At 63.1% G+C, this 23,972-nt stretch carries 18 protein-coding genes; 11 read left to right on the forward strand and 7 right to left on the reverse strand.

Features of this window, described 5'->3' with window-relative positions:
* Positions 1 to 46 precede the first annotated feature (46 nt).
* Positions 47 to 862 carry an exodeoxyribonuclease III gene (locus QXZ85_RS08650; RefSeq protein WP_315702288.1) on the forward strand — a complete coding sequence of 272 codons (816 nt, stop codon included), beginning with the start codon at positions 47 to 49 and terminating at the stop codon, positions 860 to 862.
* Positions 863 to 933: 71 nt separating this feature from the next.
* Here QXZ85_RS08650 and QXZ85_RS08655 read toward each other — a convergent pair whose 3' ends face one another.
* Positions 934 to 1,977: a transporter gene (locus QXZ85_RS08655; protein ID WP_315743637.1), complete on the reverse strand. Its 1,044-nt coding sequence runs from the start codon at positions 1,975 to 1,977 to the stop codon at positions 934 to 936.
* Between the two features lie 414 nt (positions 1,978 to 2,391).
* On the opposite strand from QXZ85_RS08655, the gene QXZ85_RS08660 reads away from it, so the two are divergent.
* Positions 2,392 to 4,881, forward strand: a complete 2,490-nt coding sequence (locus QXZ85_RS08660) for an arylsulfatase (RefSeq protein ID WP_315806856.1) — start codon at positions 2,392 to 2,394, stop codon at positions 4,879 to 4,881.
* 95 nt (positions 4,882 to 4,976) lie between these two features.
* Positions 4,977 to 6,449: a DUF1254 domain-containing protein gene (locus QXZ85_RS08665; protein WP_315702286.1), complete on the forward strand. Its 1,473-nt coding sequence runs from the start codon at positions 4,977 to 4,979 to the stop codon at positions 6,447 to 6,449.
* Between the two features lie 347 nt (positions 6,450 to 6,796).
* Here the strand turns inward: QXZ85_RS08665 and QXZ85_RS08670 are convergent, their stop codons facing one another.
* Entirely contained in the window at positions 6,797 to 7,369 is a 573-nt protein-coding gene (locus tag QXZ85_RS08670; protein WP_315743639.1) for a cytochrome b, read from the reverse strand.
* Between the two features lie 141 nt (positions 7,370 to 7,510).
* Here QXZ85_RS08670 and QXZ85_RS08675 point away from each other — a divergent pair, with 141 nt between their 5' ends.
* The 6 genes from QXZ85_RS08675 to QXZ85_RS08700 all read left to right on the forward strand — a co-directional run bounded on the left by QXZ85_RS08675 (position 7,511) and on the right by QXZ85_RS08700 (position 16,380).
* On the forward strand, positions 7,511 to 8,575 hold the full coding sequence (locus QXZ85_RS08675) for an AI-2E family transporter (RefSeq protein WP_315702284.1): 1,065 nt from the start codon (positions 7,511 to 7,513) through the stop codon (positions 8,573 to 8,575).
* A 130-nt stretch (positions 8,576 to 8,705) separates the two neighbouring features.
* A complete protein-coding gene (locus tag QXZ85_RS08680; protein WP_315702283.1) occupies positions 8,706 to 9,365 on the forward strand; it encodes an ABC transporter ATP-binding protein in 660 nt (219 codons plus the stop codon).
* A complete protein-coding gene (locus QXZ85_RS08685) occupies positions 9,362 to 11,725 on the forward strand; it encodes an ABC transporter permease (protein ID WP_315702282.1) in 2,364 nt (787 codons plus the stop codon). The genes QXZ85_RS08680 and QXZ85_RS08685 overlap by 4 nt, the downstream gene beginning before the upstream one ends.
* A gap of 2 nt (positions 11,726 to 11,727) precedes the next feature.
* The gene (locus tag QXZ85_RS08690) at positions 11,728 to 12,942 is read left to right on the forward strand and encodes an efflux RND transporter periplasmic adaptor subunit (RefSeq protein WP_315702281.1); all 1,215 of its coding nucleotides are present in this window, start codon (positions 11,728 to 11,730) and stop codon (positions 12,940 to 12,942) included.
* A gap of 72 nt (positions 12,943 to 13,014) precedes the next feature.
* Entirely contained in the window at positions 13,015 to 15,570 is a 2,556-nt protein-coding gene (locus QXZ85_RS08695; RefSeq protein ID WP_316173935.1) for a cation-translocating P-type ATPase, read from the forward strand.
* 162 nt (positions 15,571 to 15,732) lie between these two features.
* Positions 15,733 to 16,380 (forward strand): tetratricopeptide repeat protein, encoded by a 648-nt coding sequence (locus tag QXZ85_RS08700; protein ID WP_315702279.1) that lies wholly within the window; start codon positions 15,733 to 15,735, stop codon positions 16,378 to 16,380.
* Between the two features lie 33 nt (positions 16,381 to 16,413).
* Here the strand turns inward: QXZ85_RS08700 and QXZ85_RS08705 are convergent, their stop codons facing one another.
* The 3 genes from QXZ85_RS08705 to QXZ85_RS08715 are packed head-to-tail and all read right to left on the reverse strand — an operon-like array spanning position 16,414 to position 20,896.
* Positions 16,414 to 16,746, reverse strand: a complete 333-nt coding sequence (locus QXZ85_RS08705; protein ID WP_315702278.1) for a DUF3240 family protein — start codon at positions 16,744 to 16,746, stop codon at positions 16,414 to 16,416.
* Positions 16,743 to 19,820, reverse strand: coding sequence for a CusA/CzcA family heavy metal efflux RND transporter (locus QXZ85_RS08710; RefSeq protein ID WP_315702277.1), 3,078 nt, complete (start codon positions 19,818 to 19,820; stop codon positions 16,743 to 16,745). The genes QXZ85_RS08705 and QXZ85_RS08710 overlap by 4 nt, the downstream gene beginning before the upstream one ends.
* A gap of 2 nt (positions 19,821 to 19,822) precedes the next feature.
* On the reverse strand, positions 19,823 to 20,896 hold the full coding sequence (locus QXZ85_RS08715; protein ID WP_315702276.1) for an efflux RND transporter periplasmic adaptor subunit: 1,074 nt from the start codon (positions 20,894 to 20,896) through the stop codon (positions 19,823 to 19,825).
* A gap of 436 nt (positions 20,897 to 21,332) precedes the next feature.
* Here QXZ85_RS08715 and QXZ85_RS08720 point away from each other — a divergent pair, with 436 nt between their 5' ends.
* Entirely contained in the window at positions 21,333 to 21,806 is a 474-nt protein-coding gene (locus tag QXZ85_RS08720; protein ID WP_316173937.1) for a hypothetical protein, read from the forward strand.
* 135 nt (positions 21,807 to 21,941) lie between these two features.
* Here QXZ85_RS08720 and QXZ85_RS08725 read toward each other — a convergent pair whose 3' ends face one another.
* Positions 21,942 to 22,385 (reverse strand): cyclic nucleotide-binding domain-containing protein, encoded by a 444-nt coding sequence (locus QXZ85_RS08725; protein ID WP_316173939.1) that lies wholly within the window; start codon positions 22,383 to 22,385, stop codon positions 21,942 to 21,944.
* 73 nt (positions 22,386 to 22,458) lie between these two features.
* Positions 22,459 to 23,145 carry a response regulator transcription factor gene (locus tag QXZ85_RS08730; protein ID WP_315702273.1) on the reverse strand — a complete coding sequence of 229 codons (687 nt, stop codon included), beginning with the start codon at positions 23,143 to 23,145 and terminating at the stop codon, positions 22,459 to 22,461.
* A gap of 271 nt (positions 23,146 to 23,416) precedes the next feature.
* Here QXZ85_RS08730 and QXZ85_RS08735 point away from each other — a divergent pair, with 271 nt between their 5' ends.
* Positions 23,417 to 23,941: a L,D-transpeptidase gene (locus QXZ85_RS08735; RefSeq protein WP_316173941.1), complete on the forward strand. Its 525-nt coding sequence runs from the start codon at positions 23,417 to 23,419 to the stop codon at positions 23,939 to 23,941.
* Positions 23,942 to 23,972 lie beyond the last annotated feature (31 nt).

A 23,972-nucleotide genomic window follows, 5' to 3' on the forward strand; every position in this document is an offset into this window, starting at 1 on the left:
CAAGAAGGGCAGACTCCGCCACAATCCGTGCTATGACGCATCTCCCATGCGTCTCGTTCTCACCACCTGGAACATCAATTCGGTGCGCCTGCGCATCGATCTCGTCGCCAAATTCATCAAGTCGGTGCGCCCCGATGTGCTCTGCCTGCAGGAGACCAAGTGCATCGACGACGCCTTTCCGCTGAAGCGCTTCAAGCGGCTCGGCTATGAGCACATCGCGCTGAACGGGCAGAAGGGCTATCACGGCGTCGCCGTGATCTCGAAATGGCCGTTCGAGAGCACCGATGTCAGAACCTTCTGCGACAAGATCGACTCCCGCCATATCTCGGTGTCGTTCGGCGAAAAGGCCGAGCTCGCAAGGCCGCTGGTGCTGCACAATTTCTATGTGCCGGCCGGCGGCGACATTCCCGATCCCGCGCTCAATCCGAAATTCGAGCACAAGCTGCAATTCCTCGACGAGATGAAGGCCTGCGAGCCGCTGCACCCGCGCGGCGATGACCGCCACATCCTGGTCGGCGACCTCAATGTCGCGCCCTATGAGAACGACGTCTGGTCGCACAAGCAGCTTTTGAAGGTGGTCTCGCACACCCCGGTCGAATGCGAGAAGCTGCTGGCCGCGCAAGCGCATGGCGAATGGTTCGACGTGGCGCGCGAGCGGATCCCCCAATCGGAAAAGGTCTATACGTGGTGGAGCTACCGCGCGGCGGATTGGACGGTGGGCGATCGCGGCCGCCGGCTCGACCACATCTGGGTGTCGCGCGCGCTCAAGGACCAGGTCAGCGACTTCCGCATCCTGCGCGACGCGCGCGGCTGGGAGCGTCCGTCGGACCACGTCCCGGTGACAGTGACGCTGGAGGTCTGACGCCCCGATTCCGAAGTCCGCACCGCATCGCGGCGCATCCGGTTGCGAATCTCGGAAACGAGGAGCCGTAGCTACTTCGTGACTATCCGCTTCGGGGGCGCGGTCGGCATCGGCGGCGCCGGCGAAATGGAGAACGTCACCCAGGCATTCCAGCCGTCGGGCCGGCGTTCTGCGGCAAATTCCTTGTAAGCCTTGAAATTCAGATAGCCCTGCATCTCGCCGACCGGGAAAATGAACCCGACCTGCGGACCCACGGCCGCGACCTGAGAGCGGAAGCAGCCGACCCGATCACCGGAACCGCTGTCGCAGCCGAGCTGCTTGTAGACGTAGCCCACCAGGCCGACCTGGACCTGCTTGCTCAGGAACTGCGACGCGCCCCAGTCGAAGTGCATGTCGACGCCGCTCTGATACTGCGTGTCGGTATTCTTGAGATTGTAGGTAAAGCCAAGCACGCCGGAGAGCTCATGTCCGGTCTGCGGATTGAAGTAGGTATAGCCGCCGCCCGCATCGATCGCACCATGTCCGATGCCGATATTGGCGAGGCGCGTCGAGCTGTAGGCGCCGACCGGGATGTCACCCATGACGTAAGTCATGTAGTTGTTGACGCCGGCATTCCAGCGCATGGCGAATTGCGGGATCAGATCACCGAAGCCCGCTGTGGAGTCGCTGATGGAATCGAACCGCGAGAACGGGATCGAGCCGAGCGGGGTCGAGAGTATGCCCGTCACCGATCCGTTGAGCGAGGTGGTATTGGCACCATAGATTCCGATCAGGCTGGCTGACGCCTGACCGCCGAGCACCGGCGTTGCAAAGACATAGGTCGCATTCAGCAGCCCGAGATCGACCTTGGCATTCAGATTCGCGTTTACTGTCGCGGTGAGATTCACCGGAATGCGGCCGATCTGGATTTCGCGTGCCCGTGCCACTTCGGCGCCTGCAGAAACCGAGGTGTGATAATAGATCGAAGCGGCCGACCATCCCGGCTGTTGAGGTGTGGCCGCAAGGCTGCCGAATGTGCCGGGGATCCAGAAGCTGATACCACCTTCATCTGCCGAAGCCACGACGGGCGCCGAAGCGACGATTGCGAATACAATTGCGGCCAGCGCCTTGGTCATTCTCATTGCAGCTCCCCCCCTCTGAACCACGGCCCCGTCCCGTGTGCAGTCCCGAACACGACGCTGAAAATATGACACCGACGGACAAGCGGGCCATAGCTGCCTTAGAGCAGGGAAAGTATTTTGCAACCATATGTTGCACAACGGGTACAGAGCCCTATCGCACCGCTCACCTCGGATCATTGAGGGCGCTGCACGCTGCAGCAGCAGGCAACGCAACGCGTAGTCTCACCCAGCGCGCGCGAATGACGTTCTCGTCTGGATCAATTCTCACGCCGCCGTCGTAGGTAAGTGACGTGTCGCACACAACATTATTCCTACTTCTCGCTTGTCGTCCAGTGCGTTGATTTGCGTCAATTCGTGGCTGTCGACACCAGCCCATGATTGTTTTCTATTTTGAAGGGAGACACTGCAATGATCTCCACTCGCTTCTTCGTTGTCGCACTTGCATTTTCCTTCTTGACGCCAGCGGTTGCTCAGCAAAGTCAACCAAGCACCTCTCCACCACTCGGCTCACCTGCTGCAACCACCACCATTCCAGGTGATCAGTTGCCGCCACCGCCGCCGAAATTCGGGGGCGTGATCAAGCACGACGCCAAGGATTCGAAGCCCTGGTGGCCGCCGACGGTGGTGCCGCCCAAGGGCGCGCCGAACGTGCTGCTGATCATGACCGACGACTCCGGTTATGGCGTGCCGAGCACCTTCGGCGGCGTGATCCCGACGCCAACGCTCGATCGGATCGCCAACAACGGCCTGCGCTACACCCAATTCCACTCGACCGCCCTCTGCTCGCCGACACGAGCCGCGTTGATTTCAGGCCGCAATCATCACTCCGTCGGATTCGGCCAGATCAGCGAATTTGCAACCGGCTACCCGGGCTATGACTCGATCATCGGTCCGGAGAACGCCACCATCGGCCGGATCCTGAGCGACAACGGCTACGCCACCTCGTGGTTCGGCAAGAACCACAATACGCCCTCGTTCCAGTACAGCGCGGCGGGACCGTTCGACCAATGGCCGAGCGGGATGGGCTTCCAATACTTCTACGGATTCATGGGCGGCGAGTCCGACCAGTGGACGCCGTATCTCTTCCGCGATCACACCCCGATCTATCCGTGGATCGGCAGGAAGGACTACAACCTCGTCACCGACATGGCGGACGAGGCCATCAAGTACATGAAGGCGCTCGATGCCTCGGCGCCAGACAAACCGTTCTTCATTTACTACGTGCCCGGCGCGACGCACGACCCGCACCAGCCGACCAAGGAATGGATCGACAAGATCAGCAGCATGCACCTGTTCGACCAGGGCTGGGAGAAATTGCGTGAGCAGATCTTTGCCAACCAGAAGCGCCTCGGCGTGATTCCTGCAAACACGCAGCTCACGCCCTGGCCGAACGAGTTGCCGAAATGGGATTCGCTCTCCGAAATCAAGAAGAAGATCGTCATCCGCGAGGCCGACGTGTTCGCCGCCTACACCGCCTATAACGATCACGAGATCGGCCGTGTGGTCCAGGCCGTCGAGGACATGGGCAAACTGGACAACACGTTGATCATCTACATCAACGGCGACAACGGCACGAGCGCGGAAGGCTCGATGATGGGGACGCCGAACTGGCTGACCGTCGCCAACGGCGTGCTGGAACTGCCGGAGCTCGAATATCTGCGGTATTACGAGTCCTGGGGCTCCGACCAGACCTATCCCCATATGGCAGTGCCGTGGGCGTGGGCATTCGACACGCCATTCAAGTGGGTCAAGCAGGTCGCGTCGCATTTCGGCGGGACGCGGCAAGGCATGGCCATCTCGTGGCCTGGTCACATCAACGACGTCGGAGGCATTCGCAGCCAGTTTCACCACGTGATCGACATCGTGCCCACGATCCTCGAGGCGGCCGGGATCAAGGCGCCGGACATGGTCGACGGCATCAAGCAGAAGCCCATCGAGGGGGTGAGCATGGCGTACACCTTCGACAAGGCGAATGCCAACGCGCCGTCCAGACATACCACTCAGTACTTCGAGATGTTCGCCAACCGCGGCATCTATCACGATGGCTGGTATGCCGCGACCACGCCGCCCGAGCCGCCGTGGCTGGTCGGCACGAAGCCGCTGCCTCCGGTCGATCAATACAAGTGGGAACTCTACAACATCGCCGAGGACTTCTCGCAGAACAACGACCTCGCGGCGAAGAATCCCGAAAAGCTCAAGGAGCTGCAGGCGCTGTTCCTCTCGGAGGCGGCAAAGTACCAGGTCCTGCCGCTTGACAACTCGGTGCTCCCGCGCCTCCTCACGCCGCGTCCAAGCGGAACGGCGGGACGATCCGAGTTCGTCTACACGGGCGAGAACGTGGACATTCCGATCGGCAACGCTCCGAGTCTGCTCAACCGCAATTACACGATCACCGCCGACATCACGATTCCGGCGGCCGGCGCGGAAGGAATGATCGCCACCATGGGCGGTCGTTTCGGCGGCTACGGGCTCTACCTGCTCGGCGGCAGGCCGGTCTTCGTCTACAATCTACTCAACCTGAAGCGCTATCGCTTTGAGGGCGGCGTCGGCGCCGAGGACTGGCTGGGCGGCCGAGCCCTCGAGCCGGGCAAGCACACGATCGTGTTCGATTTCAAGTACGACGGACCAGGCCTCGGCAAAGGTGGCACCGGCGTGCTGACGGTCGACGGAAAGGTGCTGTCGCAGCTGAAGATGGAGCATACCATTCCGTTCATGATGGCGATCGATGAGTCTTTCGACGTCGGGCTGGACACCCGTACGCCGGTGGACGACAGCTACAAACTGCCGTTCCGCTTTACCGGCAGCATCGATAAGCTGACCATCAAGACCGGTCCGGAGCAGTTGGCCGCGGAAGAGCGCGAGCAGATGAAACGGGCCCTCGCGACCGGACACGACTGATCGTCGGACGCAGACCGCGGACTCTCTGTGAGTCCGACAGCGCGCGGTCGTCCTGATCCGACCGCGGGGCTTCCTCCAACGAACGGGCATCGACCATGTTGAGCGAACGGAGTCTATCGTTTCACCGCCGGGACCTGCTGACGACCGCCTTCGGCGCAGGGGTCGGCGCCATGCTGCCGGCGGCGACCGCCCGAGCCGCCGGTCCTCTCGAGCGCGCCTTCGGGGACGTGCGAGGAGATGCGGTCGAGGAGTTCGCGTATTTGCTGGGCATGGAAGCATACGTCTATGGCTTCCCCCTTGTGATGATGGATGTCACCAACCGCGTGGAGACTGCGACCTCCGAGGCGGGCGAATATGCCGCGCCTATAAACCAGCTCTTCAAAATGAAAGGGTTTGTCAGTCCGGACTTCAAGAACTGCGTCCGTATCAGCGTCAACTCGGTGTGGTCCGGCGGCGTCTTCGATCTCGAAAAGGAGCCACAGGTCTTCTCGTACCCGGACTCGAATGGACGCTATTTCGTCATCCAGTTGCTGAACATGTGGACCGACGATTTCGCCTCCGTCGGGACCCGCACCACCGGCAGCGCCGGTGGCAACTTTCTGATTGTCGGCCCGAACTGGAACGGCACGGCGCCACCCGACGTCAAAGCTGTCTATCGCTGCTCCACCCGATACGGGTGGGCCCTGGTGCAAATGGCCGCCGCTGGTCCGCAGGACTTCCCGGAAATCCACAAATTGCAGGATGGGCTGAAGCTTACGCCACTGAGCGCCTGGGGTACTCCATACGAGCCTCCGAAGAATGTTCCCGTCGATCCCGACGTCGATCTCACCGCCACACCTTACGATCAGGTGCGATTGATGACAGGGGAGATGTTCTTCAGCCGTCTCGCCGCTCTGCTGAAAGACAATCCGCCGTACCTGGCCGACGCTCCGATGCTTACCAAGCTCAAGCGTATCGGTGTCGAGCCCGGCAAGCCGTTCGACCGCACGACCGTGGAGCCCGCCATCATCAAAGGGCTGAACCGGGTGCCCGCTGAAATCTGGTTCAAGCTTGAAACAGGTCCGTATACCGCGCCTACCGTCAACGGTTGGCAGAACACGCTCAATATCGGGAGATTCGGCACGGATTACACGACGCGCGCGTTCGTCGCCTGGTTCGGACTTGGAGCGCTCACGGCGGACGACGCGGTCTATCCCACGGCCTTCGTCGATGGCGATGGCGATGTTCTCGACGGCTCACAAAAATATCTTCTGCATTTCGCAAAGGATGAGATGCTGCCTTCCGAGAGCGGCGTCTGGTCGATATCGCCGTATCGCGAAAACTTCTACGTCCGCAACGCCATCGATCGCTATGGCGTGACGTCCGGAATGCCGCTGAAATACAATCCGGACGGCTCGTTGGACATCTACATCCAGTCGCGGTCTCCGGGAGGAGACAAGGAAGCAAATTGGCTACCTTGCCCGCCGAGCCTTCCCTTCAACCTGAGCATCCGGGTGTATCAACCGAAGGCTGCCCTCAAGGACGGCACGTACAAGATTCCGCCAATTCGGCGCGTTCGCGACAGTTGACGCGGGTGTGACGGCCAATACGATTCAAAGCGCCGCTCGCTTGAAACCGGCGGCGTCCGCCATTGCTCAGTTGGAGCGGGTCATCGATGGCCGATCATCGGCAATGTCGCTGCGCCCGCAATTCGCTCGGGTCTCTTGTCTCTCGGGTCTCTTGGGCGCAGTGGCAACGTCGATCTCAGTCCTGATTTCCGGATCGGTGAGGTCACCGACAGATCTTTACCATTCCATTCACGCTGTCCGAAGCGTGATTCCTCGACATGATTCCTCAAGGCTGATGCGCTTTGGCTGCGGTGCGCGCCACTCTTGTACAGATCACTTTTTGCGTAATCGTCTTTGCTAGCGCGGTCTCACCTGTTCTTTGCCCAGGTCGGCAGCATGCGGCGCAGCGTATCGTCGCCGAAGACGACGTGATGGACGAGCGCCGCGGCCATGTGGAAGAACGCCAGGGCCAGAAGGACATTAGCCAGGACCTCGTGCACTTCCTTGACGGTATGGGCGAATGCCTTGTCGGCCAGCCACGGCGATGGAATTTCGACGAGCCCAAAAATCGGAAGGGCATGCCCCTTGGCAAATTGCAGCGCGATTCCGCAGATCGGGACTGCAATCAGCAGCGCATAGAGCGCATAATGCATGAGTCGCGAGACCGGGTCGGTCCACTCGACGAGCCACTTTCCGAATTCCGTCGGCGTGACCTTCGGCGGCGGATTTGCCATCCGCCACGGTACCCGAACGAAGGCGATCAGGAGGATGACCAAGCCGATCCAGATGTGAGCGAGCAAGCCCGCGTCCCGCGCGCCTCCCCGAGGAAGCTCATCGCCAAACGTGCCCAAGACCCAGGCCAGGGCCACCAGGGCCACCGTGATCCAGTGCAAGAGCTTTGCGACCGGACCGTACCCTTGACTTAGCTCTTGAGAATCCATGTCCCGTCCTCCTGCGGGAAATTTAGGCCACGCAGCAGGCGAAGATTTGATCCGCATCAAGAGGCAAATCTCGTTTGTTGCTTTCTCGCGTGAGGAAGGTGCGATGCTGCGGACGGAACAGGACACATAAGGAAGGTCATCTTGCGCGACGACATGGAGCGGACGCCTTCAGACAGCTTCGCGCGGCGGCTTGTTCTGGTGTGCCTCGTCGGTGCGGCACTGATCGCGATCTGGAAGCTCTCGGACGTTCTCGTCTTGGCTTTCGGCGCCGCGCTCCTCGCGCTCCTGCTGCGAGGCTTGGCGCACGAACTCGGCCGCAGAACCCGGCTGCCGGATCAATGGGCGGTACTGCCTGTCATCGTCGCGCTTGCCGGATCGATCGGCGCCGTCGGTTGGCTGTTCGGGGCGCAAATCTCGGCGCAATTCAGCGTGCTCGCGAAGGACCTCCCGCAGAGCCTCTCGGAAATCGTCCGCGAATTCGGATCGAGTTCGGTGGGCGTGTGGCTGCTCGGGCAGGTGCGCGACATGAACCTCGGCAACGCGACCGGGCAGGCTGCGGGTTATCTTGCGGCGCTCTTTGGCTCGGTCGTTCGGGCAGGCGCCTACGTCGCCGTCCTGCTGTTCGCTGCGGTCTATCTGGCGGTGCAGCCGACACGGTATATCGAAGCCCTGCTGCGGCTCGTTCCGGCAGATCGCCGCGAGAGAAGCCGCGATGTCGTCGATCTCCTTGGAATGACCCTGCGGCGCTGGCTGATCGGTCAGTCGGTCACGATGGCGGTCGTCGGCACATTGACAAGCATCGGCCTCCTCACGCTCGGCGTCGCTGCGCCGATCGCGCTCGGGATGATCTCGGGGATGTTTGCCTTCATCCCCTATGTCGGGCCGATCCTGGCGTCGGTGTCCGCCATACTCATGGCCGCGATGCAGGGACCGATGCTGGTCGTCTACGTCATCGCGCTCTACGCCGGAATTCATTTTATCGAAGGCAATCTCATTACGCCGTTGGTCCAGGCGGAAGCCGTCGAGCTGCCTCCGGTGCTCACGCTGTTCGCGACGCTCGTCTTCGGATTGTTGTTAGGTCCGTTCGGCGTCCTGCTGGCCGCGCCGCTCGCTGTCGTGCTGCTGGTTCTGGTCAATACGGTCTATATAGAGGGACTGCTCGGCGAACGCCGCGTGTGGCCGTCAAGCCCCAAGCCACCGCGCTGACTTTACGGATGTGGCGCTCATGGACTCCGCGGACGAGCCAGGCCAACACGGGATCGAATGTGGCGTTGCCGCCGCAGCTGAGACCCCAACACCCGTCTTCCGTGCCCGTCGTCTTTCAAAAACCTACCATATGGGCGACGTCGAGGTGCATGCCCTACGGGATGTCGACCTCGATATCTTCGAACGCGAATTTGTCGTGCTGCTGGGACCATCGGGTTCGGGCAAATCGACGCTGCTGAACATCCTTGGCGGGCTGGACAGTCCGACTTCGGGCGAAGCCCATTGGCGCGATCACGATCTGGTCGCGGCAGGAGATGCCGAACTGACGCGCTACCGGCGCGAACATGTCGGCTTCGTCTTCCAATTCTACAATCTCATCCCCAGCCTCACCGTGCTGGAGAACGTCGCGCTGGTCAAAGAGATTGCGGAACGGCCGCTCGATCCTCTGGAGGTGATCAGGCTGGTCGGCCTCGAGCACCGCATCGACCACTTTCCGTCCCAGCTGTCCGGCGGCGAACAGCAGCGCGTGGCGGTGGCCCGCGCCATCGTCAAATCCCCGGACGTGCTGCTCTGCGACGAGCCCACCGGCGCGCTGGATTACGAGACCGGCAAGGTGGTTCTGGCGGCGATCGCGCGTGCCAACGAGAGGTTTGGCACCACGATCATCATCATCACCCATAATGCCGCGATCGCCGGCATGGCCGATCGCGTGCTGCGGCTCGGCGGTGGACGGATCGTCGGCGAAGAGCGCAATGCGCGACGGCTCTCGGCCGACGAGGTGCGCTGGTGAGCCTGCTGGACCGCAAACTGCGGCGCGACATCAGCGCAATGCGCGGCCAAGTGCTTACCATCGCGCTGCTCGTTGCCGCCGGCGTCGCGGTCTTTGTCGGGTCGGTTTCGACCTACGTATCCTTGCGCTCGGCCTGCGAGCGGTTCTACGCGTCCGCCCGGTTTCCAGAGATTTTCGTGACGCTCAAGCGGGCGCCATTGTCGATCGTGCCGCGCCTCAGCGCCACTGCGGGCATCGTTGCCGTCGAGCCCCGCATCGTCCGCGAAGTCATCATCGACTGGCCGGCGGCATCACAGCCGGTGTCGGCACGCATGGTCTCTTTGAATCATGCCGGCGACGAACAGCTGGCGCGGCTACATTTTCGCCGCGGCACGGCACCTGACCCGGGCTCGCCGAGGGACGCCGTCATCAACGAAGCCTTTGCCGAGGCGAACGGCGTGAAGCCCGGCGACGAGGTCCGCGTGCTGCTCAACGGCAAGCTCCAGAGCTTTCGCGTCTCGGGGATCGCGCTGTCACCGGAATATGTCTACGCGGTCAAGCCTGGACTGCCCATTCCGGACGACCGGCTCTACGCTATCCTTTGGGTGGACCGTCGCGCCGCCGAAGCGGCTTTCGACATGAAGGCCGCCTTCAATGATGCCGTCATTTCCCTGGCTCCCGGTGTGGATCCGCAGCCGGTGATCGAAGAACTGGATCGGCTGCTGGACCCCTATGGCTCGGTCGGGGCCATCGCACGCCGGGACCAGCCCTCCAATCGCTTCCTTCAGGATGAGCTGAACCAGCAGAGGGTGATGTCGATCACCATTCCGTTCATCTTCTTTGGTGTCGCCGCGTTCCTTCTGAACAGTGCGCTCGGCAGACTGGTCGGCGCTCAGCGCGAGCAGATCGCAGCACTGAAGGCGCTGGGCTTTCCGACCGTCACACTCGCGCTGCATTATCTGAAGCTCGTCCTGGTCATAGTGCTGATCGGCTCGGTGCTCGGCATCGCTGCCGGTCTTGGCTTCGGGGAAGCGATGATGGCCAGCTATCAGGGCTTTTTCCGCCTGCCCGACCTCCCATTCAACCTGACGCCTTGGTCGATCGTTGCGGGCGTCGCGATCAGCCTGGCCGCAGGTTCGCTGGGCGTCCTGACGGCGTTGCGGGATGTCGTCGGCCTGGCCCCGGCGGTTGCGATGCGACCGGCCGCGCCGCTCGGATTTCGTCGCTCTCTCTTCGAGACGTTTCTGCCGGGCAGGGCGATGACGGTGCGTTGGATGATGATGCTGCGGAACATGGCCGGACGACCGTTCCGTTCGCTGCTCACCGTGGTCGGGGTTGCGTTTGCCGTGCCCATGATGGTGCTGGGCATATTCTGGCGCGACGCCATCGACCAGATGATCGATCTGCAGTTCAATCTGATCGAGCGGGGCAATGTTTCGATCACGTTTTCGCACCCAATGGACCGCGTCATCATTCGCGATCTGGCGCGCCTGCCCGGCGTGTTGGCCGTCGAGGGGCAACGCATCGTGCCGGTTCGGCTGCGTGCCGGACAGCACAGTTATCTGACCTCGGTGATCGGCCTGTCGTCCGCCGACCAGCTTCGCCGGCCGCATGACGCGGCGCTGCGACCGATTGCCGCTTCTCCGGATGGCGTGACGCTGACCCTGAGGCTGGCCGAACGCCTCGGGGTGAAGCCGGGCGATGTGATCACCGTCGAGACGATGGAAGGCCGTCGGCTGAAGCGCGACCTTCCGGTGAGCGCGACCGTCGACGAGTCGATCGGGATGGCATCCTACATGGATATCGATACGCTCAATCGCTTGACCGCAGAAGGAGCCACGATTTCCGCAGCCAGCCTGTATGTCGAGCCGACCGCACTGCCGGCATTGGGGCGAAGCTTCAAGAACCTGCCGACGATCGAATCCGTATCGATGAAAGCCTACACGCTATCGTCATTTCTGGAGAAGATCGGCGGGTTGGTTTTCGTCAGCGCCGGCATTCTCACCGTCTTTGCCGGGATCATCACCGTGGGCGTCGTCTACAACAGCGCGCGGATCAGCCTGCAGGAGCGCGCCTGGGAGCTTGCAAGCCTGCGCGTGCTCGGCTTTACCCGCAGCGAGGTCGCAGGCATCCTGTTTGGAGAATTCGCCGTCGAGATAGCACTGGCCATTCCGATCGGGCTCTCGTTGTCACATGGGATCATCGCCGTGATTGCCCGCTTTCATTCCAACGAAAGCTTCCAGATTCCCGCGGTCATCGAGCCCCGGACGTATCTGATCGCGGCCGGCGTCGTCCTGGCGGCAGCCGCGGGAAGCGCATTCGTCGTCCGCCGGCGCGTCGACCAGCTCGACCTGGTGGCGGCCCTCAAGACAAGGGAATAAGCATGCACGTGGCCATCCGCCGCATCGCGATCGCCGGGGCCCTTATCGCGGTCGCGGCGCTGGTCGCCTGGGCGGTGATGCCGAGCGCCGTGACCGTCGAGACGGCAGTCGTCGCCAAAGGGCGATTTGTTGCCACCGTCGATGACGATGGGAAGACTCGTATCCGCCAGCGCTATGTGGTGGCGGCGCCGCTCGCCGGCCGGCTTGGACGTATCCGCTTCAAGGCAGGAGACCAGATCAAGTCTGACGATGCCGTCGCCACCATCACGCCTTCGCCCGCACCCCTGATGGATCCTCGCAGCCGTCACGAAGCCGAGGAGCGGCTTGGCGCGGCGGAGGCCAATGTGGCGCGCGCCAAGGCAGTGGTCGAGCGGGCGCATGCCCAGAGTGATCAGGCGAACGCCGACGTGGCCCGCACGCGGACACTGGCTGAGCACGGGACGGCGACGGCTCAGGCATTGGAGCACGCCGAGCTCGCTGTTCGGACCGCGGACCGGGATCTGCGCGCAGCAGAGTTCCTGGACCATGCTGCCGAACACGAGCTGAGCCAGATGCGCGCCTTGTTGGCACGCTATAGCGGCAACACAAATCCGGACGAGACCCCGGAAAGCTGGAGCGTCACGGCGCCGGTTACCGGAGTCGTGCTGAAAGTCGCGCAGGAGAGCGAGACGATCGTCCAGCCGGGAACACCGCTCCTGGAGGTCGGCGATCCGCACGATCTCGAAATCGTCGTCGATGTCTTGAGCACGGATGCCGTCGAAATTCGCCCGGGGGCGGATGTGACGATTATTCATTGGGGCCGTCCGGAGCCGCTGTCCGGACGCGTCCGCCGGGTCGAACCGGCAGCCTTCACCAAGATCTCGACTCTCGGGGTGGAAGAGCAACGGGTCAACGTCCTGATCGACATCACCTCGCCGGCGGAGCAGTGGACACGGCTCGGCGATGCCTATCAGCTCGATACGCAGATCGTCGTGTTCACGAAGGATGACGCGACCATCGTTCCGGCCGGAGCTCTCTTTCGCCGCGGCGATCAATGGAGCGTCTACGCCGTCAAGGATGGCCGGGCCGAACTGCGCAGCGTCGAGGTGCTACGCCGCTCGGGTCGGTTTGCCGCAATCGCCTCCGGGCTGACCGACGGCGAAGCGGTTATCGTCTATCCCGGCGATCGTGTTGCGTCGGGAGTGCGCGTCACATCGCGCCCGCAGGCCGCGCCGTAGCCATGCCGGCCAATCTTCAAAGTAGCTACCGCCGGAAAGAATATGACAGCTCTCCGAGATGATGGGTGTCCGATGGGTCTGACCGGCCTCAGCGAAAGCGAAGCGCAGACGCGGCTTGCCGCGGAGGGCGCCAACGAACTCCCTCAGCCGGAGCGTCGCACGCCGCTTCGTATCGTGCTCGAAGTCCTCCGTGAGCCGATGTTCGCGCTGCTGATCGGGGGCGGGGTCATCTACGTCCTGCTCGGGGACATCAAGGAAGCGCTGATCCTGCTCGGCTTCGCGATGCTCTCGATCCTGATCACTGTCGTTCAGGAAAGCAGGACCGAGCGCGTGCTTGACGCGCTGCGCAACTTGGCGAGCCCGCGCGCATTGGTGATCCGCGATGGCGTGCGCAAGCGGATTGCCGGACGCGAGGTGGTCCGCGGCGATCTCATCCTTCTGACCGAGGGCGACCGGGTTCCAGCCGATGGCTTGTTGCTTGAGGCGCGGGATTTGCAAGCCGACGAATCCTTGCTGACCGGCGAGTCCGTTCCGGTGCGAAAGCTCGCCTCGCCCGACGCACAGCGCACGATTGCGGCGCCTGGCGGCGAAGATTCGCCGTACGTCTTTTCAGGCTCGCTCGTGGTTCGCGGCAACGGCACGGCCGAGATCGTCGCCACGGGCGCGCGCAGCCAGATGGGCAAGATCGGGCAATTGCTCCATGGGCTCGAGCCCGAGCCGCCCCGTCTGCAAATCGAGACCCGCAGTCTGGTCCGGCTCGCGGCGATCGGCGGCGGCGCCGTCAGCCTCGTGGTCATGGTCCTCTACGGCTTGTTCCGCGGCGGCTGGCTGGAAGCATTGCTGGCGGGCATTACCATCGGCATGTCGATGTTGCCGGAAGAATTTCCGGTGGTGCTCACGGTGTTCATGGCAATGGGGGCCTGGCGCATCTCCCGCGCGCGGGTGCTGACACGCCGCTCGACGGCGATCGAAGCGCTCGGCTCGGCGACGGTGCTGTGCACGGACAAGACCGGGACGCTGACCGAAAATCGAATGTCCATTGTCGAACTGCGAGCGGGCGAAGCCAGATGGCGGCCTGGCGATGCGGGTCCGGCCAGTGATGACATTCAGCAGCTTGTCACCTTTGGCGTTCTCGCGAGCGCGCCGGAGGCGTTCGATCCGATGGAGAAGGCGCTGCGCGAGGCTGCAGACCGGCTCTCCGAACCAGACGTCGATCCGCGGCCGGACGCAAGACTGGTGAACACCTACGGCCTGCGACCGGAGCTTCTGGCGGTTACGCAAGTTTGGGCCAGAACTGACGGCGAGCCGCTGGTCGTCGCCGCGAAGGGAGCTCCGGAGGCGATTGCTCGGCTGTGCCGGCTCTCGACGAGCGAGACCGCCGATCTGGAAGCGTCGGTCGAAGCCATGGCCGCGCAGGGCATGCGCGTGCTGGCGGTCGCGCGCGCGCAGTATGGCGGGACGAAGCTGCCTGACACGCCGGCCGATTTTGCGTTCGAGCCGCTCGGCCTGATCGGGTTCGCCGACCCGTTGCGGGCGAGTGTTCCGGCCGCAGTGCGGCAGTGCCAGACCGCCGGCATCCGGATCGTGATGATCACGGGCGACTATCCGACGACCGCCGTTGCGATTGCCCGCCAAGCCGGCATTGCGGCGAACGAAGCTGTCACGGGTGAGATGATCAACAGGGAGGACGCCACAGCGCTGGTCTCCTACGCGCGGAGCGCGACCGTGTTTGCGCGGATCGTGCCCGAACAGAAACTGCGCATCGTGGAAGCGCTGAAAGCGGACGGGCAGATCGTCGCCATGACCGGCGACGGCGTCAACGATGCACCCTCGCTGAAGGCGGCGCATATCGGCATCGCCATGGGCGGGCGCGGCACGGATGTCGCCCGCGAAGCCTCCGCCATCGTGCTGCTGGATGACGATTTCGGATCGATCGTCACCGCCGTCCGACTCGGTCGGCGCATCTACGACAATCTGCGCAAGGCGATGAGCTTCATCGTGGCCGTCCATGTCCCCATCGCCGGCCTTGCCTTGCTGCCGCTGCTGCTGGGATTGCCAATCATTTTCAGCCCGATCCACATAGCCTTCCTCGAACTGGTCATCGATCCCGTCTGCTCCCTGGTCTTCGAGGCCGAGACGGAGGAGGAGGACGTGATGCGCCGGCCGCCGCGGTCGCCGACCGAGCGATTGCTGCCGCTTCCATTGATCGCCTGGGGAGCCCTGCAGGGCGCACTTGTGCTTGTCATGGCTGGGGCCATGTTCATCTTCGCATCGAGGAATGGCATGCCCGGCGACGAGGTGAGGGCACTCACCTTTGTTTCGCTCGTTGCCGGCATTTTCAGTCTGGTGCTGGTGGACCGCTCTTTCAGTTCATCGCTCAAGCTTGCGCTGGTTCGTCCCAACTTGGCGCTGCTCTCGATCCTGCTCGGCGTTTGCGCCATGCTCGGCCTCGGCCTGAGCGTCCCGGCCTTACGTGAGCTGTTTCGGTTCGGCGCGCTGCATCTCGACGATCTGGCGCTGGCGCTCGGTTCCGCACTGCTCATCTTCGCGGTGTTGGAGTTGCTGAAGCCGTTCTGGCGGCCGAGGCTCACGGGCCGCCGTCTCAGCCTGGGAGCCGGGGAACTCTGACAAAAGGCCGTTGATCCATATCAGCTGGCTGTCAGCTTCGATCTGCCATATTGCGGGTCAAACAAGCCGTGTTTTCCGGGAGCATGTCCATTGTCCAGGTCCGCCGCGGTCCTGCCCGCCGCAATGAGGGCGCCGGCAATGCGAGCATCTATCCGGAAGCGAATGGCTTGCGGCAGAGCTGCCGGCAATACCGTCAGATTTGCTCTGGCTGGGGCGATCGTCACTGCCGCCCTGGTCGCGTCTTACGCGCCGCCGGCGCTGGCCCTGAGCGAGGAAGATTGGGATTCCTGCGCGCGTGCTGCCGAGTTGGCGTCCGACCGTCCGATCCGCGGCTGCACGGCTGTCATCAAGGCGAGTGAGAGGGTGCTTGCCCATCTCGTCGCCGCCTACAACAACCGGGGTCTTGCCTTCAGGTCCAACGGCGAGCTCGACCGCGCCATCGAGGATTACGACCAGGCCATCCGCCTGCAGCCGGATTATTATATCGCGATCAATAATCGCGGCGTCGCTTTGATGGCCAAAGGGGAGTTCGATCGCGCCATTGCGGATTTCGATCGCGCCATTCAACTGAAGCCGGACTATCTGGCAGCGTTCGGCGCACGCGCAGCAGCTTATGGCCACAAAGGCCTGTTCGATCGCGCGATCGCCGACCTCGACGTGGTGATCAAAGCCGATCCGAAGAATGCGTTGTTCGTCCGTGAGCGGGGAACGATGAAAGCGAAACTCGGCGACCGCATCGGCGCTGAAGTGGACTTCCGCCGCGCCGAGGCTCTCACCTCCGGCGTTGCTCGGACAGAGCGCCCGAAGTGAAGCGCGGCTCCGATCGGACCGCCACGGCCGCGATCAAGGCAGATCCTCGGCCGAGCCGTCGACCACCCCGAATTCCAAAACGGGCATGATCCAATAGACCATCCTGGATCCGGCGAAGGCCGTCTTCAGGCGCTGGATCAATTGCGTTGCATCCTGCCGACGAAGAATGGTCCGCACCATCACTTCATCGGCATGGCCTCTGACCCGTTCGGACGGAGTCTGCAAGCGGACGTTCGGGCCGTGCCCGGCAACAGCAGACGCCGTAAAGCCGGACGCGAGGTCGCCCTGTTCGCCGAAATAATCGAACAGTTCGTCGCGAAGCGATTGCGGGATGACCAGCGTGAGGCAGACGAGCTCGGCACTCATTTGGCGACCTTCGCGGCGCCGCCGAAGCGGCGATAGAGGATTGGCAGCAGGATCAGCGTCAAAGCCGTCGACGAGACCAGCCCGCCGATGACCACGATCGCCAATGGGCGCTGGATCTCCGACCCCGGACCGGTCGCGAACAGCAGCGGGATCAAGCCGAGCGCCGTGATGCTCGCCGTCATCAGGACCGGCCTGAGCCGGCGCTGGGCGCCCTCGACCACGATCTGCCTTTCCGGCACGCCGCGGGCGCGGAGTTGGTTAAAGTAGGAGACCAGCACGACGCCGTTGAGCACCGCGATGCCGAGCAGCGCGATGAACCCGACCGATGCCGGAACCGACAGGTACTCACCGGTCAGGATCAATGCGAAGACACCGCCGATGACGGCGAACGGAATGTTGACCAGGACCAGCAGCGCCTGGCGTATCGAGCCGAAGGTCGTGAACAGCAGCACAAAGATCAGCCCGATCGCAACGGGGACCACGATCGACAGGCGCGCGGCGGCCCGCTGCTGATTTTCGAATTGACCGCCCCAGGTCAGCCGATAGCCTTGCGGCAGCGGCAACTCCGCCGCCACCTTCCGCTGGGCCGCCTCGACGAAGCCGACCATGTCGCGCCCGCGGACATTGACGCGCACCACGCTCATTCGGGATCCGTTCTCTCGGTTGACCTGGACGGGACCGTCGACGCGGCGAATCCGGGCCACTTGCGACAGCGCAACATGCTGACCCGAAGCGAGCGTCAGCGGCAGGCTTGCGAGCAGCGTCGGCGTCTCCCGCGAGGTCTCGCTGCCGCGAACCAGGATCGGGGTGCGGCGGCCGTCTTCGAGCACCGTTCCGATCGTGCGGCCTTCGATCTGGGTGCGCAACGAATTGGCGATCGCGTCCACGCTGAGACCGAGCCGGCCGGCTTCCATGCGGTTCACCGCAACCGTGTAGTACTGCGCACCTTCGTTGAGCGTGGTGTAGACGTCGTCGGCGCCGTCGATGCTGGACAGGATGGCGGACAGCTTGCTCGCGATCTCGTTGAGCTTGGTGATGTCAGGGCCGAATATCTTCACTGCGACATCGCCGCGCACGCCGCTGATCATTTCCTGCACGCGCATGTCGATCGGCTGGGTGAAGCTGAGTGACAGTCCCGGGAAATCGGTCAGCACATGCCTTAGCTCTTCGAGCAGCGCCGTCTTGTCAGCTGCCTTGCGCTCCTCGACCGGCTTCAGGACCAGGAACGTGTCGGTCTGGTTGGGTCCCATCGGGTCGAGCCCGAGCTCGTCGGAGCCGGTTCTCGCGACGATGCCTTTGACGTCCGGCACTTTCGCCAGAATGGCAGACTGAAGCCGCGTATTGATCGCGATCATCTCGTCGAGATTGATCGACGGAAGCGCCTCGACACTGATGATCGTATCGCCTTCGTCCATCGTCGGCATGAACGTCTTGCCGAGCTGGGTATAGGCGTAGGCTGCAGCTGCCAGCGCCAGCAGTGCGGCGATCACAACCTTGCGCTCGTTCTTGAGCGCCCAGCCGAGTGCAGGCGCATACAGGCGCGAGGCCATCCGGACCAGCCATGGATCGCCATGCGATGCGCTCTTCAGGAGGAAGGAGGTCGCAACCGGGATCACCGTAAGCGCGAGCAACAGCGAAGCGGCCAATGCGAATATGATCGCGAGCGCGACCGGAATGAACAGCTTGCCCTCGAGCCCCTGCAGCGTCAGCAGCGGCACGAACACGATGATGATGATCAGCACGCCGGACGCGACCGGCTGCAGCACTTCTGAGACCGAGCGGAAAATGATATGGACGAGCGGAGCGGCCGTTCCCTGCCGCTCCTTGCTGAGATTTCCGACGACGTTCTCGACGACCACGACGAGCGCATCGATCAGCATGCCGATGGCGATGGCAAGGCCACCCAGGCTCATCAGGTTCGCCGACATCCCCACGATGCGCATCACGATCAGGGCGATCACGATTGCGAGCGGCAGGCTCAAGGCGATCACCAGGGAGGCGCGCCAATTGCCCAGAAACAGCAGCAGGAGGACAACCACCAGGACGGTTGCTTCGCCGAGGGCGCGGACCACGGTGCCGACGGCACGGTCGACCAGCCGGCTGCGATCATAAAACACGTTGATGCTGACGCCCTGCGGCAGCAAAGGCTTGAGTTCGTCGAGCCGTGCCCGCACGTCGCTGACGAGCTGGCGCGCATTGGCACCGCGCAGTCCGACGACGATCCCTTCGACGGTTTCGCCGCGACCGTCGCTCGTGACCGCGCCGTAGCGCGTCAAGGATCCCACCTGGACGCGGGCGACGTCCTTGACCCGGATCGGGACGCCGTCCTTGGTATCGATAACGATCTGTCGGATGTCCTCGATCGAGCGGATGCTGCCTTCGATCCGGACCAGGGCGCTGTCCTCGCCCTGGTTGACGCGGCCGGCGCCGTCGTTCTTGCTGTTGGCGTCGATCGCACGCCGAAACATATCGTAGGAAATGCCACGCGCCGCGAGCGCATCGCTGAGCGGCACGATCTCGAACGCACGGACATGACCGCCGAGAGCGTTGACATCGGCGACGCCGGGAACGGTGCGCAGCGCCGGGCGGATCACCCAATCGAGCAGACTTCGCCGCTCGGCGAGCGAGAGGTCCGCACCATCGATGGTGAACATGAACATCTCGCCGAGCGGGCTGGTGATCGGGGCGAGGCCGCCGGTCACACCCTCCGGCAGATCACGGCTGACATTGGCCAGGCGTTCGGAGACCTGGTTGCGCGCCCAATAGATGTCGGTGCCGTCCTCGAAATCGACCGTGACGTCCGCAAGCGCGTATTTGGTCGTCGAGCGCAGGATCTTCTTGTTCGGCAGTCCGAGCAGTTCAAGCTCGATCGGGACCGTGACGCGCTGCTCGACCTCCTCCGGCGTGAGCCCCGGTGCTTTCATGATCACCTTGACCTGGACGGGCGAGACATCCGGAAAGGCGTCGATCGGCAGGCTGGGCAACGCGACCAGTCCGGCACCGACGAGGAGAAGCACGCCGAGTGCGACGAACAGCCGCTGCGAAAGTGCAAATGCGACAAGACGCTCGAGCATGATCAACCCGCACCGAGCTTGAGCAGGACCCCGCGAAGCGCAGAGATGCCGCTGACGGCGATGGCGTCCTTGTCGCTGATCGGACCGGACACCACCACATGCTCCTGGTCCTCTTCGAGCAGCGTAACCGGAACGAGGTGAAAGCCGCCTTCCGTCGCAACGAATACCGAGGCCTGTTCGCCGCGGCGGATCAATGCGCTGTAGGGAATCTGCCAGGCCGTTTCGACAGAGGATACAAATCCGATCCGCGCCTGGGCTGTCTGCCCAGGCCGCAGCTGGCCGTTGTTCGGCACCTCCGCCCGGACCAGGACGGTCTGGGTCGCGGGATCGGCGGTTTCCGAAACCAGCACCACCTGCCCCGGCGTCGAATAGCCCTCAACGTCCACCTTCGCCCCCGGGCGGATGGCGCGGATATTCGACGCAGGGATTGCGATCTCGACCCATAACGGAGACAGCTGGGCAAGCTTGATCAGCGACGCCGTCTGTTCCACCCGCTGTCCGGGAGAGACCGCGATATCGACGACGGTCGCGGCGCGCGGCGCCACCACGGACAGCGCCGCGCTGATGGCACCTTCGTTGGTCAGTTTCGAGAGCGCCTCATCCGACAGCCCGCTCAGCCGCAGCACTTGCCGCCGCTCAGCAACCACGATGCTGGCCTGCCGGGCTTCGGTCTGGCTCGCCTCCAGAACCCGCTGAGGGGTCGCATTGCCCTGGAATAGCTGAGTGTTTCGCGCGAGCTGCTGAGCGGTCAGGGACTCCTGCGCCACGGCCTGCAGGTACTCGCGTTGCTGCGACACGAAGCTCGGGCTCTCCATCATGACGAGAGGCTGGCCGGCCTTGACCCGGTCGCCGCGCGCCACCGAAAGGCTCGTGACCATGCCGGCGACAGGGCTGCTCACGACCCATAATTGCGGCGTCGGAATAACGATCTGGGCGGGGTAGGGCAGCGTCTTATCGATCGGGCTCGCGATCGGATGGACCACGCGGACCCCGAGGCTGGTTGCCTGCTCCGGGCTGAGTTTCACGGTATCCTCGGCCATCGCCTCTGACGGCAGGGCCAGAAGCGCCAACGTCATCACGATGCGAGCCCTCTTTCGCCATGAGGGCGTTGCTGAACTCAGGTGCATGGCAAGGATTCCACGGGCAAGATCGCGATAACAGATTTGGCCCTTTGCAACCGGCTAGTCCCGATCTGCATGTCGGAGGTTGATATTTATCAATGCCGCTCGTCTTCCGGGGCGCTAATCGGTGCCGAGCGTAGACTTGCTTCGTCGCAAGTCCATGACCTCCTGAACAATGATGAATCAGCGCTGACGGGATGCTGTCGATCCATGTCAGCACATTGTAAGCTCGAATTTGCGACGCTGCGACGACGAATTGCACGTCGTGCCGCGTGCGGGCGGCGAACTGAGCGTGCTGTTCCGGCGCCGACATTCGCTCTCTCCTCTTAAGAGGCACCCGAGCGAAATGTGGGCGCGCCAAAAGGACAAGAAAACCACTGGGAGTCCCGCCATGCTGTCGAGGAAGTGGGCCCTTCCGGCAATTGCGTTCGCTCTCTGCTTGTTGGGCTCTCCCCAGGCCGCGTCGGCATACGGAGGAATTGGGCAGAATCCATGGAATCCTGCGCACCTCAGCAATCTACCTTCGGACCTCCGCGTGCATGCGAAAAAATGGGAGGCCGCCTGTGGTGCTCCGATCGCTGCCGCCCAAGGGTTTGCGCTTTACCTGACCGCTCCGGGCGTTCAATTCGTCGCACTTCACTTCGATGATTTCCAATGCCGGAACAAGATCGCAGTATGCGACGCATACGGGTGTTTGCATGAAGTGTATGTGGCAAACCGAGGACGATATCGGAAAGTGCTGACCGTGCGTGCTCAAGATATCCGGCTGGTCCGCGACCAAGGCGCCGTATTTCTGGAGATACGAAACGGCTCGATCGCCGGTCCAACAATGCTTCGCTGGACCGGGTCACGCTTCATGCGATGAGCTGATACGTGGAAGTCGTGCGGCCGATTCCTTCCGATCGGTTCGTCGCAGATGCTGCCGACCTCTATGCGAGGCCGCCCCACGACCATGGGGCTTGCGACACCCAAAGTGCTTACGACGACACAGTCGCTGCAACTACGAAATCAGCTTCGCACCGGCGGCGAGGATGTCACTGGCGATCTGGTTCGCCCTGTTGGCGAACGCGTCGCGGAGCCGAACGGCAGCGGCCGGATCGCTCTCCAGAACTCGTTGAAACAGGCTTCGCGACAACCGCACCACGGTCGAATATTCCAACGCGATCGCAGTGGACGGTCGTGGCATCTCGAGCAAGAGAGCGAGCTCGCCGATCAGCATGCCGGGCTTGGCTGCGATCTCGGCCCCGTTATCGTCATGAATGCGCAAGGAGCCGCGCTGGACCACATAGCCGCAATCGGCCGTATCACCAACACGGAACAGCACCTCGTCGGCCTGGACGTTGCGATTCTCGGCGCCGATCGCGAGCATGCGCAACGACTCGGGGCCAAGCAGCCGCAGGGTAGGGACGCGCTCCAAGAGCGCGATATCGTCTTCAATCGACATCAATGGCCCGGGAGAGGCGAGAACGACTCATTAAACTATAAACTATGCGGCAACTCGCCGCTCCCGGATCGTATCACGGCACCAGCTTGTAGCCACCGGCCTCCGTGACCAGGATTTCGGGATTGGCAGCATCTTTCTCGATCTTCTGCCGGAGCCGGTAGATGTGGGTTTCGAGCGTGTGGGTGGTGACCCCCGAATTGTAGCCCCAGACTTCCTGGAGCAGGGTCTCGCGCGAGACCGGCAGCTGTCCGGCGCGATAGAGGAAACGGAGGATCGCCGTCTCCTTCTCGGTCAGCCGAACCTTGCGGGCGTTGGGCCCGGTCAACATCTTCGAGCCCGGCCGGAAGCTGTAGGGGCCGACCGAGAACACCGCGTCCTCGCTCGCCTCGTGCTGTCGGAGCTGAGCGCGAATCCGGGCCAGCAGCACCGCGAAGCGGAAGGGCTTTGCGACGTAGTCGTTGGCGCCGGATTCGAGGCCGAGGATCGTATCGGAATCCGTGTCGTGCCCCGTGAGCATGATGATCGGCGCCTTGAAACCGCCCTTGCGCAACGAGCGCACCACCTCGCGCCCATCGGTATCGGGCAGGCCGACATCCATCAGGACCAGGTCGGGCGAGTTGGCTTTTGCAGCGCTGGCGCCCTTGGCACCGGTATCGACCGCTGAGGCTTCGAATTCGTCATGCAGCGAGAGCTGCTCCATCAGGGTGTCGCGCAGATCGGTATCGTCATCCACGATCAGGATCTTGCGGGCATTGGCCATTGGTACAATCCTCATATTGGCGCCGGAAGACCACACAGCAGGCGCCTGCAGCGGTGGCAATACAAGCCTCACGGGCCGTATTTCGTTTGAAGTAGGCGTCTGTTACCGATTCACAAGCGCGAGCACAGTCTACTCCAGATTTCCCGAGCGGCGAGACGAATGTCCTGCCAGGCCCGAGGCCGGACCATTTTCCCACATTAAGGCAATTGACGGGCAGAGCTGGCCAATGAAAAGGCAAGATTTATCATATTGTTACGAACGTAACCCAAAAATGAGGCAGCTCGCTACGGTGCGGATTCATACCGCTGCGGGGACTCGGATTCGTGGCTGGATGAGATTCTCGGGCCATGTCGTCCCCGTGGCGCTTGGCCGGGGCGGCGTCCTCGCCAACAAGCGGGAAGGTGACGGCGGCACCCCGCGGGGCACATTCCGGCCGCTTCGGCTGTGGTGGCGGAGCGACCGCCATGTCCGGCCCCATACTTTTTTACCGGTCCGGGTGATCGGCGCTGACGACGGATGGTGCGAGGATCCCGCCGACCGCCGCTACAACCGGCCGCTCCGGGTGGAGGGAGCCCAAGCCGGCGATCGGCTGCGACGTGACGACCGCCTCTATGATTTCATCATCGAAATCGACCACAATACCCGGCCGCGCGTTGCCGGCCGCGGCAGCGCGGTTTTCCTGCATCTCGCGCGCGCCAATTTCGGCCCCACCGCCGGTTGCGTGGCGATGAGGCCATCAGCCATGCTGCGCTTGCTGCAACGGATCGGCCCGCGCACGCGGATCATCATCGAATAGGCGCCCGGCGAGACACGCCGCTACGGCGCAG

The organism is Bradyrhizobium sp. SZCCHNGR1005 (genome assembly GCF_032489995.1).
In the GTDB taxonomy this organism is placed as follows: Bacteria; Pseudomonadota; Alphaproteobacteria; order Rhizobiales; family Xanthobacteraceae; genus Bradyrhizobium.

What these genes read in the sequence shown, in the direction of transcription:
- QXZ85_RS08655 (WP_315743637.1), bottom strand. Translation starts at nt 1,977, where the DNA reads ATGACCAAGGCGCTGGCCGCAATTGTATTCGCAATCGTCGCTTCGGCG.
- QXZ85_RS08725 (WP_316173939.1), bottom strand. Translation starts at nt 22,385, where the DNA reads ATGTCGATTGAAGACGATATCGCGCTCTTGGAGCGCGTCCCTACCCTG.
- QXZ85_RS08705 (WP_315702278.1), bottom strand. Translation starts at nt 16,746, where the DNA reads ATGAGTGCCGAGCTCGTCTGCCTCACGCTGGTCATCCCGCAATCGCTT.
- QXZ85_RS08730 (WP_315702273.1), bottom strand. Translation starts at nt 23,145, where the DNA reads ATGGCCAATGCCCGCAAGATCCTGATCGTGGATGACGATACCGATCTG.
- QXZ85_RS08690 (WP_315702281.1), top strand. Translation starts at nt 11,728, where the DNA reads ATGCACGTGGCCATCCGCCGCATCGCGATCGCCGGGGCCCTTATCGCG.
- QXZ85_RS08660 (WP_315806856.1), top strand. Translation starts at nt 2,392, where the DNA reads ATGATCTCCACTCGCTTCTTCGTTGTCGCACTTGCATTTTCCTTCTTG.
- QXZ85_RS08650 (WP_315702288.1), top strand. Translation starts at nt 47, where the DNA reads ATGCGTCTCGTTCTCACCACCTGGAACATCAATTCGGTGCGCCTGCGC.
- QXZ85_RS08670 (WP_315743639.1), bottom strand. Translation starts at nt 7,369, where the DNA reads ATGGATTCTCAAGAGCTAAGTCAAGGGTACGGTCCGGTCGCAAAGCTC.
- QXZ85_RS08695 (WP_316173935.1), top strand. Translation starts at nt 13,015, where the DNA reads ATGGGTCTGACCGGCCTCAGCGAAAGCGAAGCGCAGACGCGGCTTGCC.
- QXZ85_RS08715 (WP_315702276.1), bottom strand. Translation starts at nt 20,896, where the DNA reads ATGACGTTGGCGCTTCTGGCCCTGCCGTCAGAGGCGATGGCCGAGGAT.
- QXZ85_RS08710 (WP_315702277.1), bottom strand. Translation starts at nt 19,820, where the DNA reads ATGCTCGAGCGTCTTGTCGCATTTGCACTTTCGCAGCGGCTGTTCGTC.
- QXZ85_RS08700 (WP_315702279.1), top strand. Translation starts at nt 15,733, where the DNA reads ATGGCTTGCGGCAGAGCTGCCGGCAATACCGTCAGATTTGCTCTGGCT.
- QXZ85_RS08665 (WP_315702286.1), top strand. Translation starts at nt 4,977, where the DNA reads ATGTTGAGCGAACGGAGTCTATCGTTTCACCGCCGGGACCTGCTGACG.
- QXZ85_RS08735 (WP_316173941.1), top strand. Translation starts at nt 23,417, where the DNA reads ATGAGGCAGCTCGCTACGGTGCGGATTCATACCGCTGCGGGGACTCGG.
- QXZ85_RS08720 (WP_316173937.1), top strand. Translation starts at nt 21,333, where the DNA reads ATGCTGTCGAGGAAGTGGGCCCTTCCGGCAATTGCGTTCGCTCTCTGC.
- QXZ85_RS08680 (WP_315702283.1), top strand. Translation starts at nt 8,706, where the DNA reads ATGGGCGACGTCGAGGTGCATGCCCTACGGGATGTCGACCTCGATATC.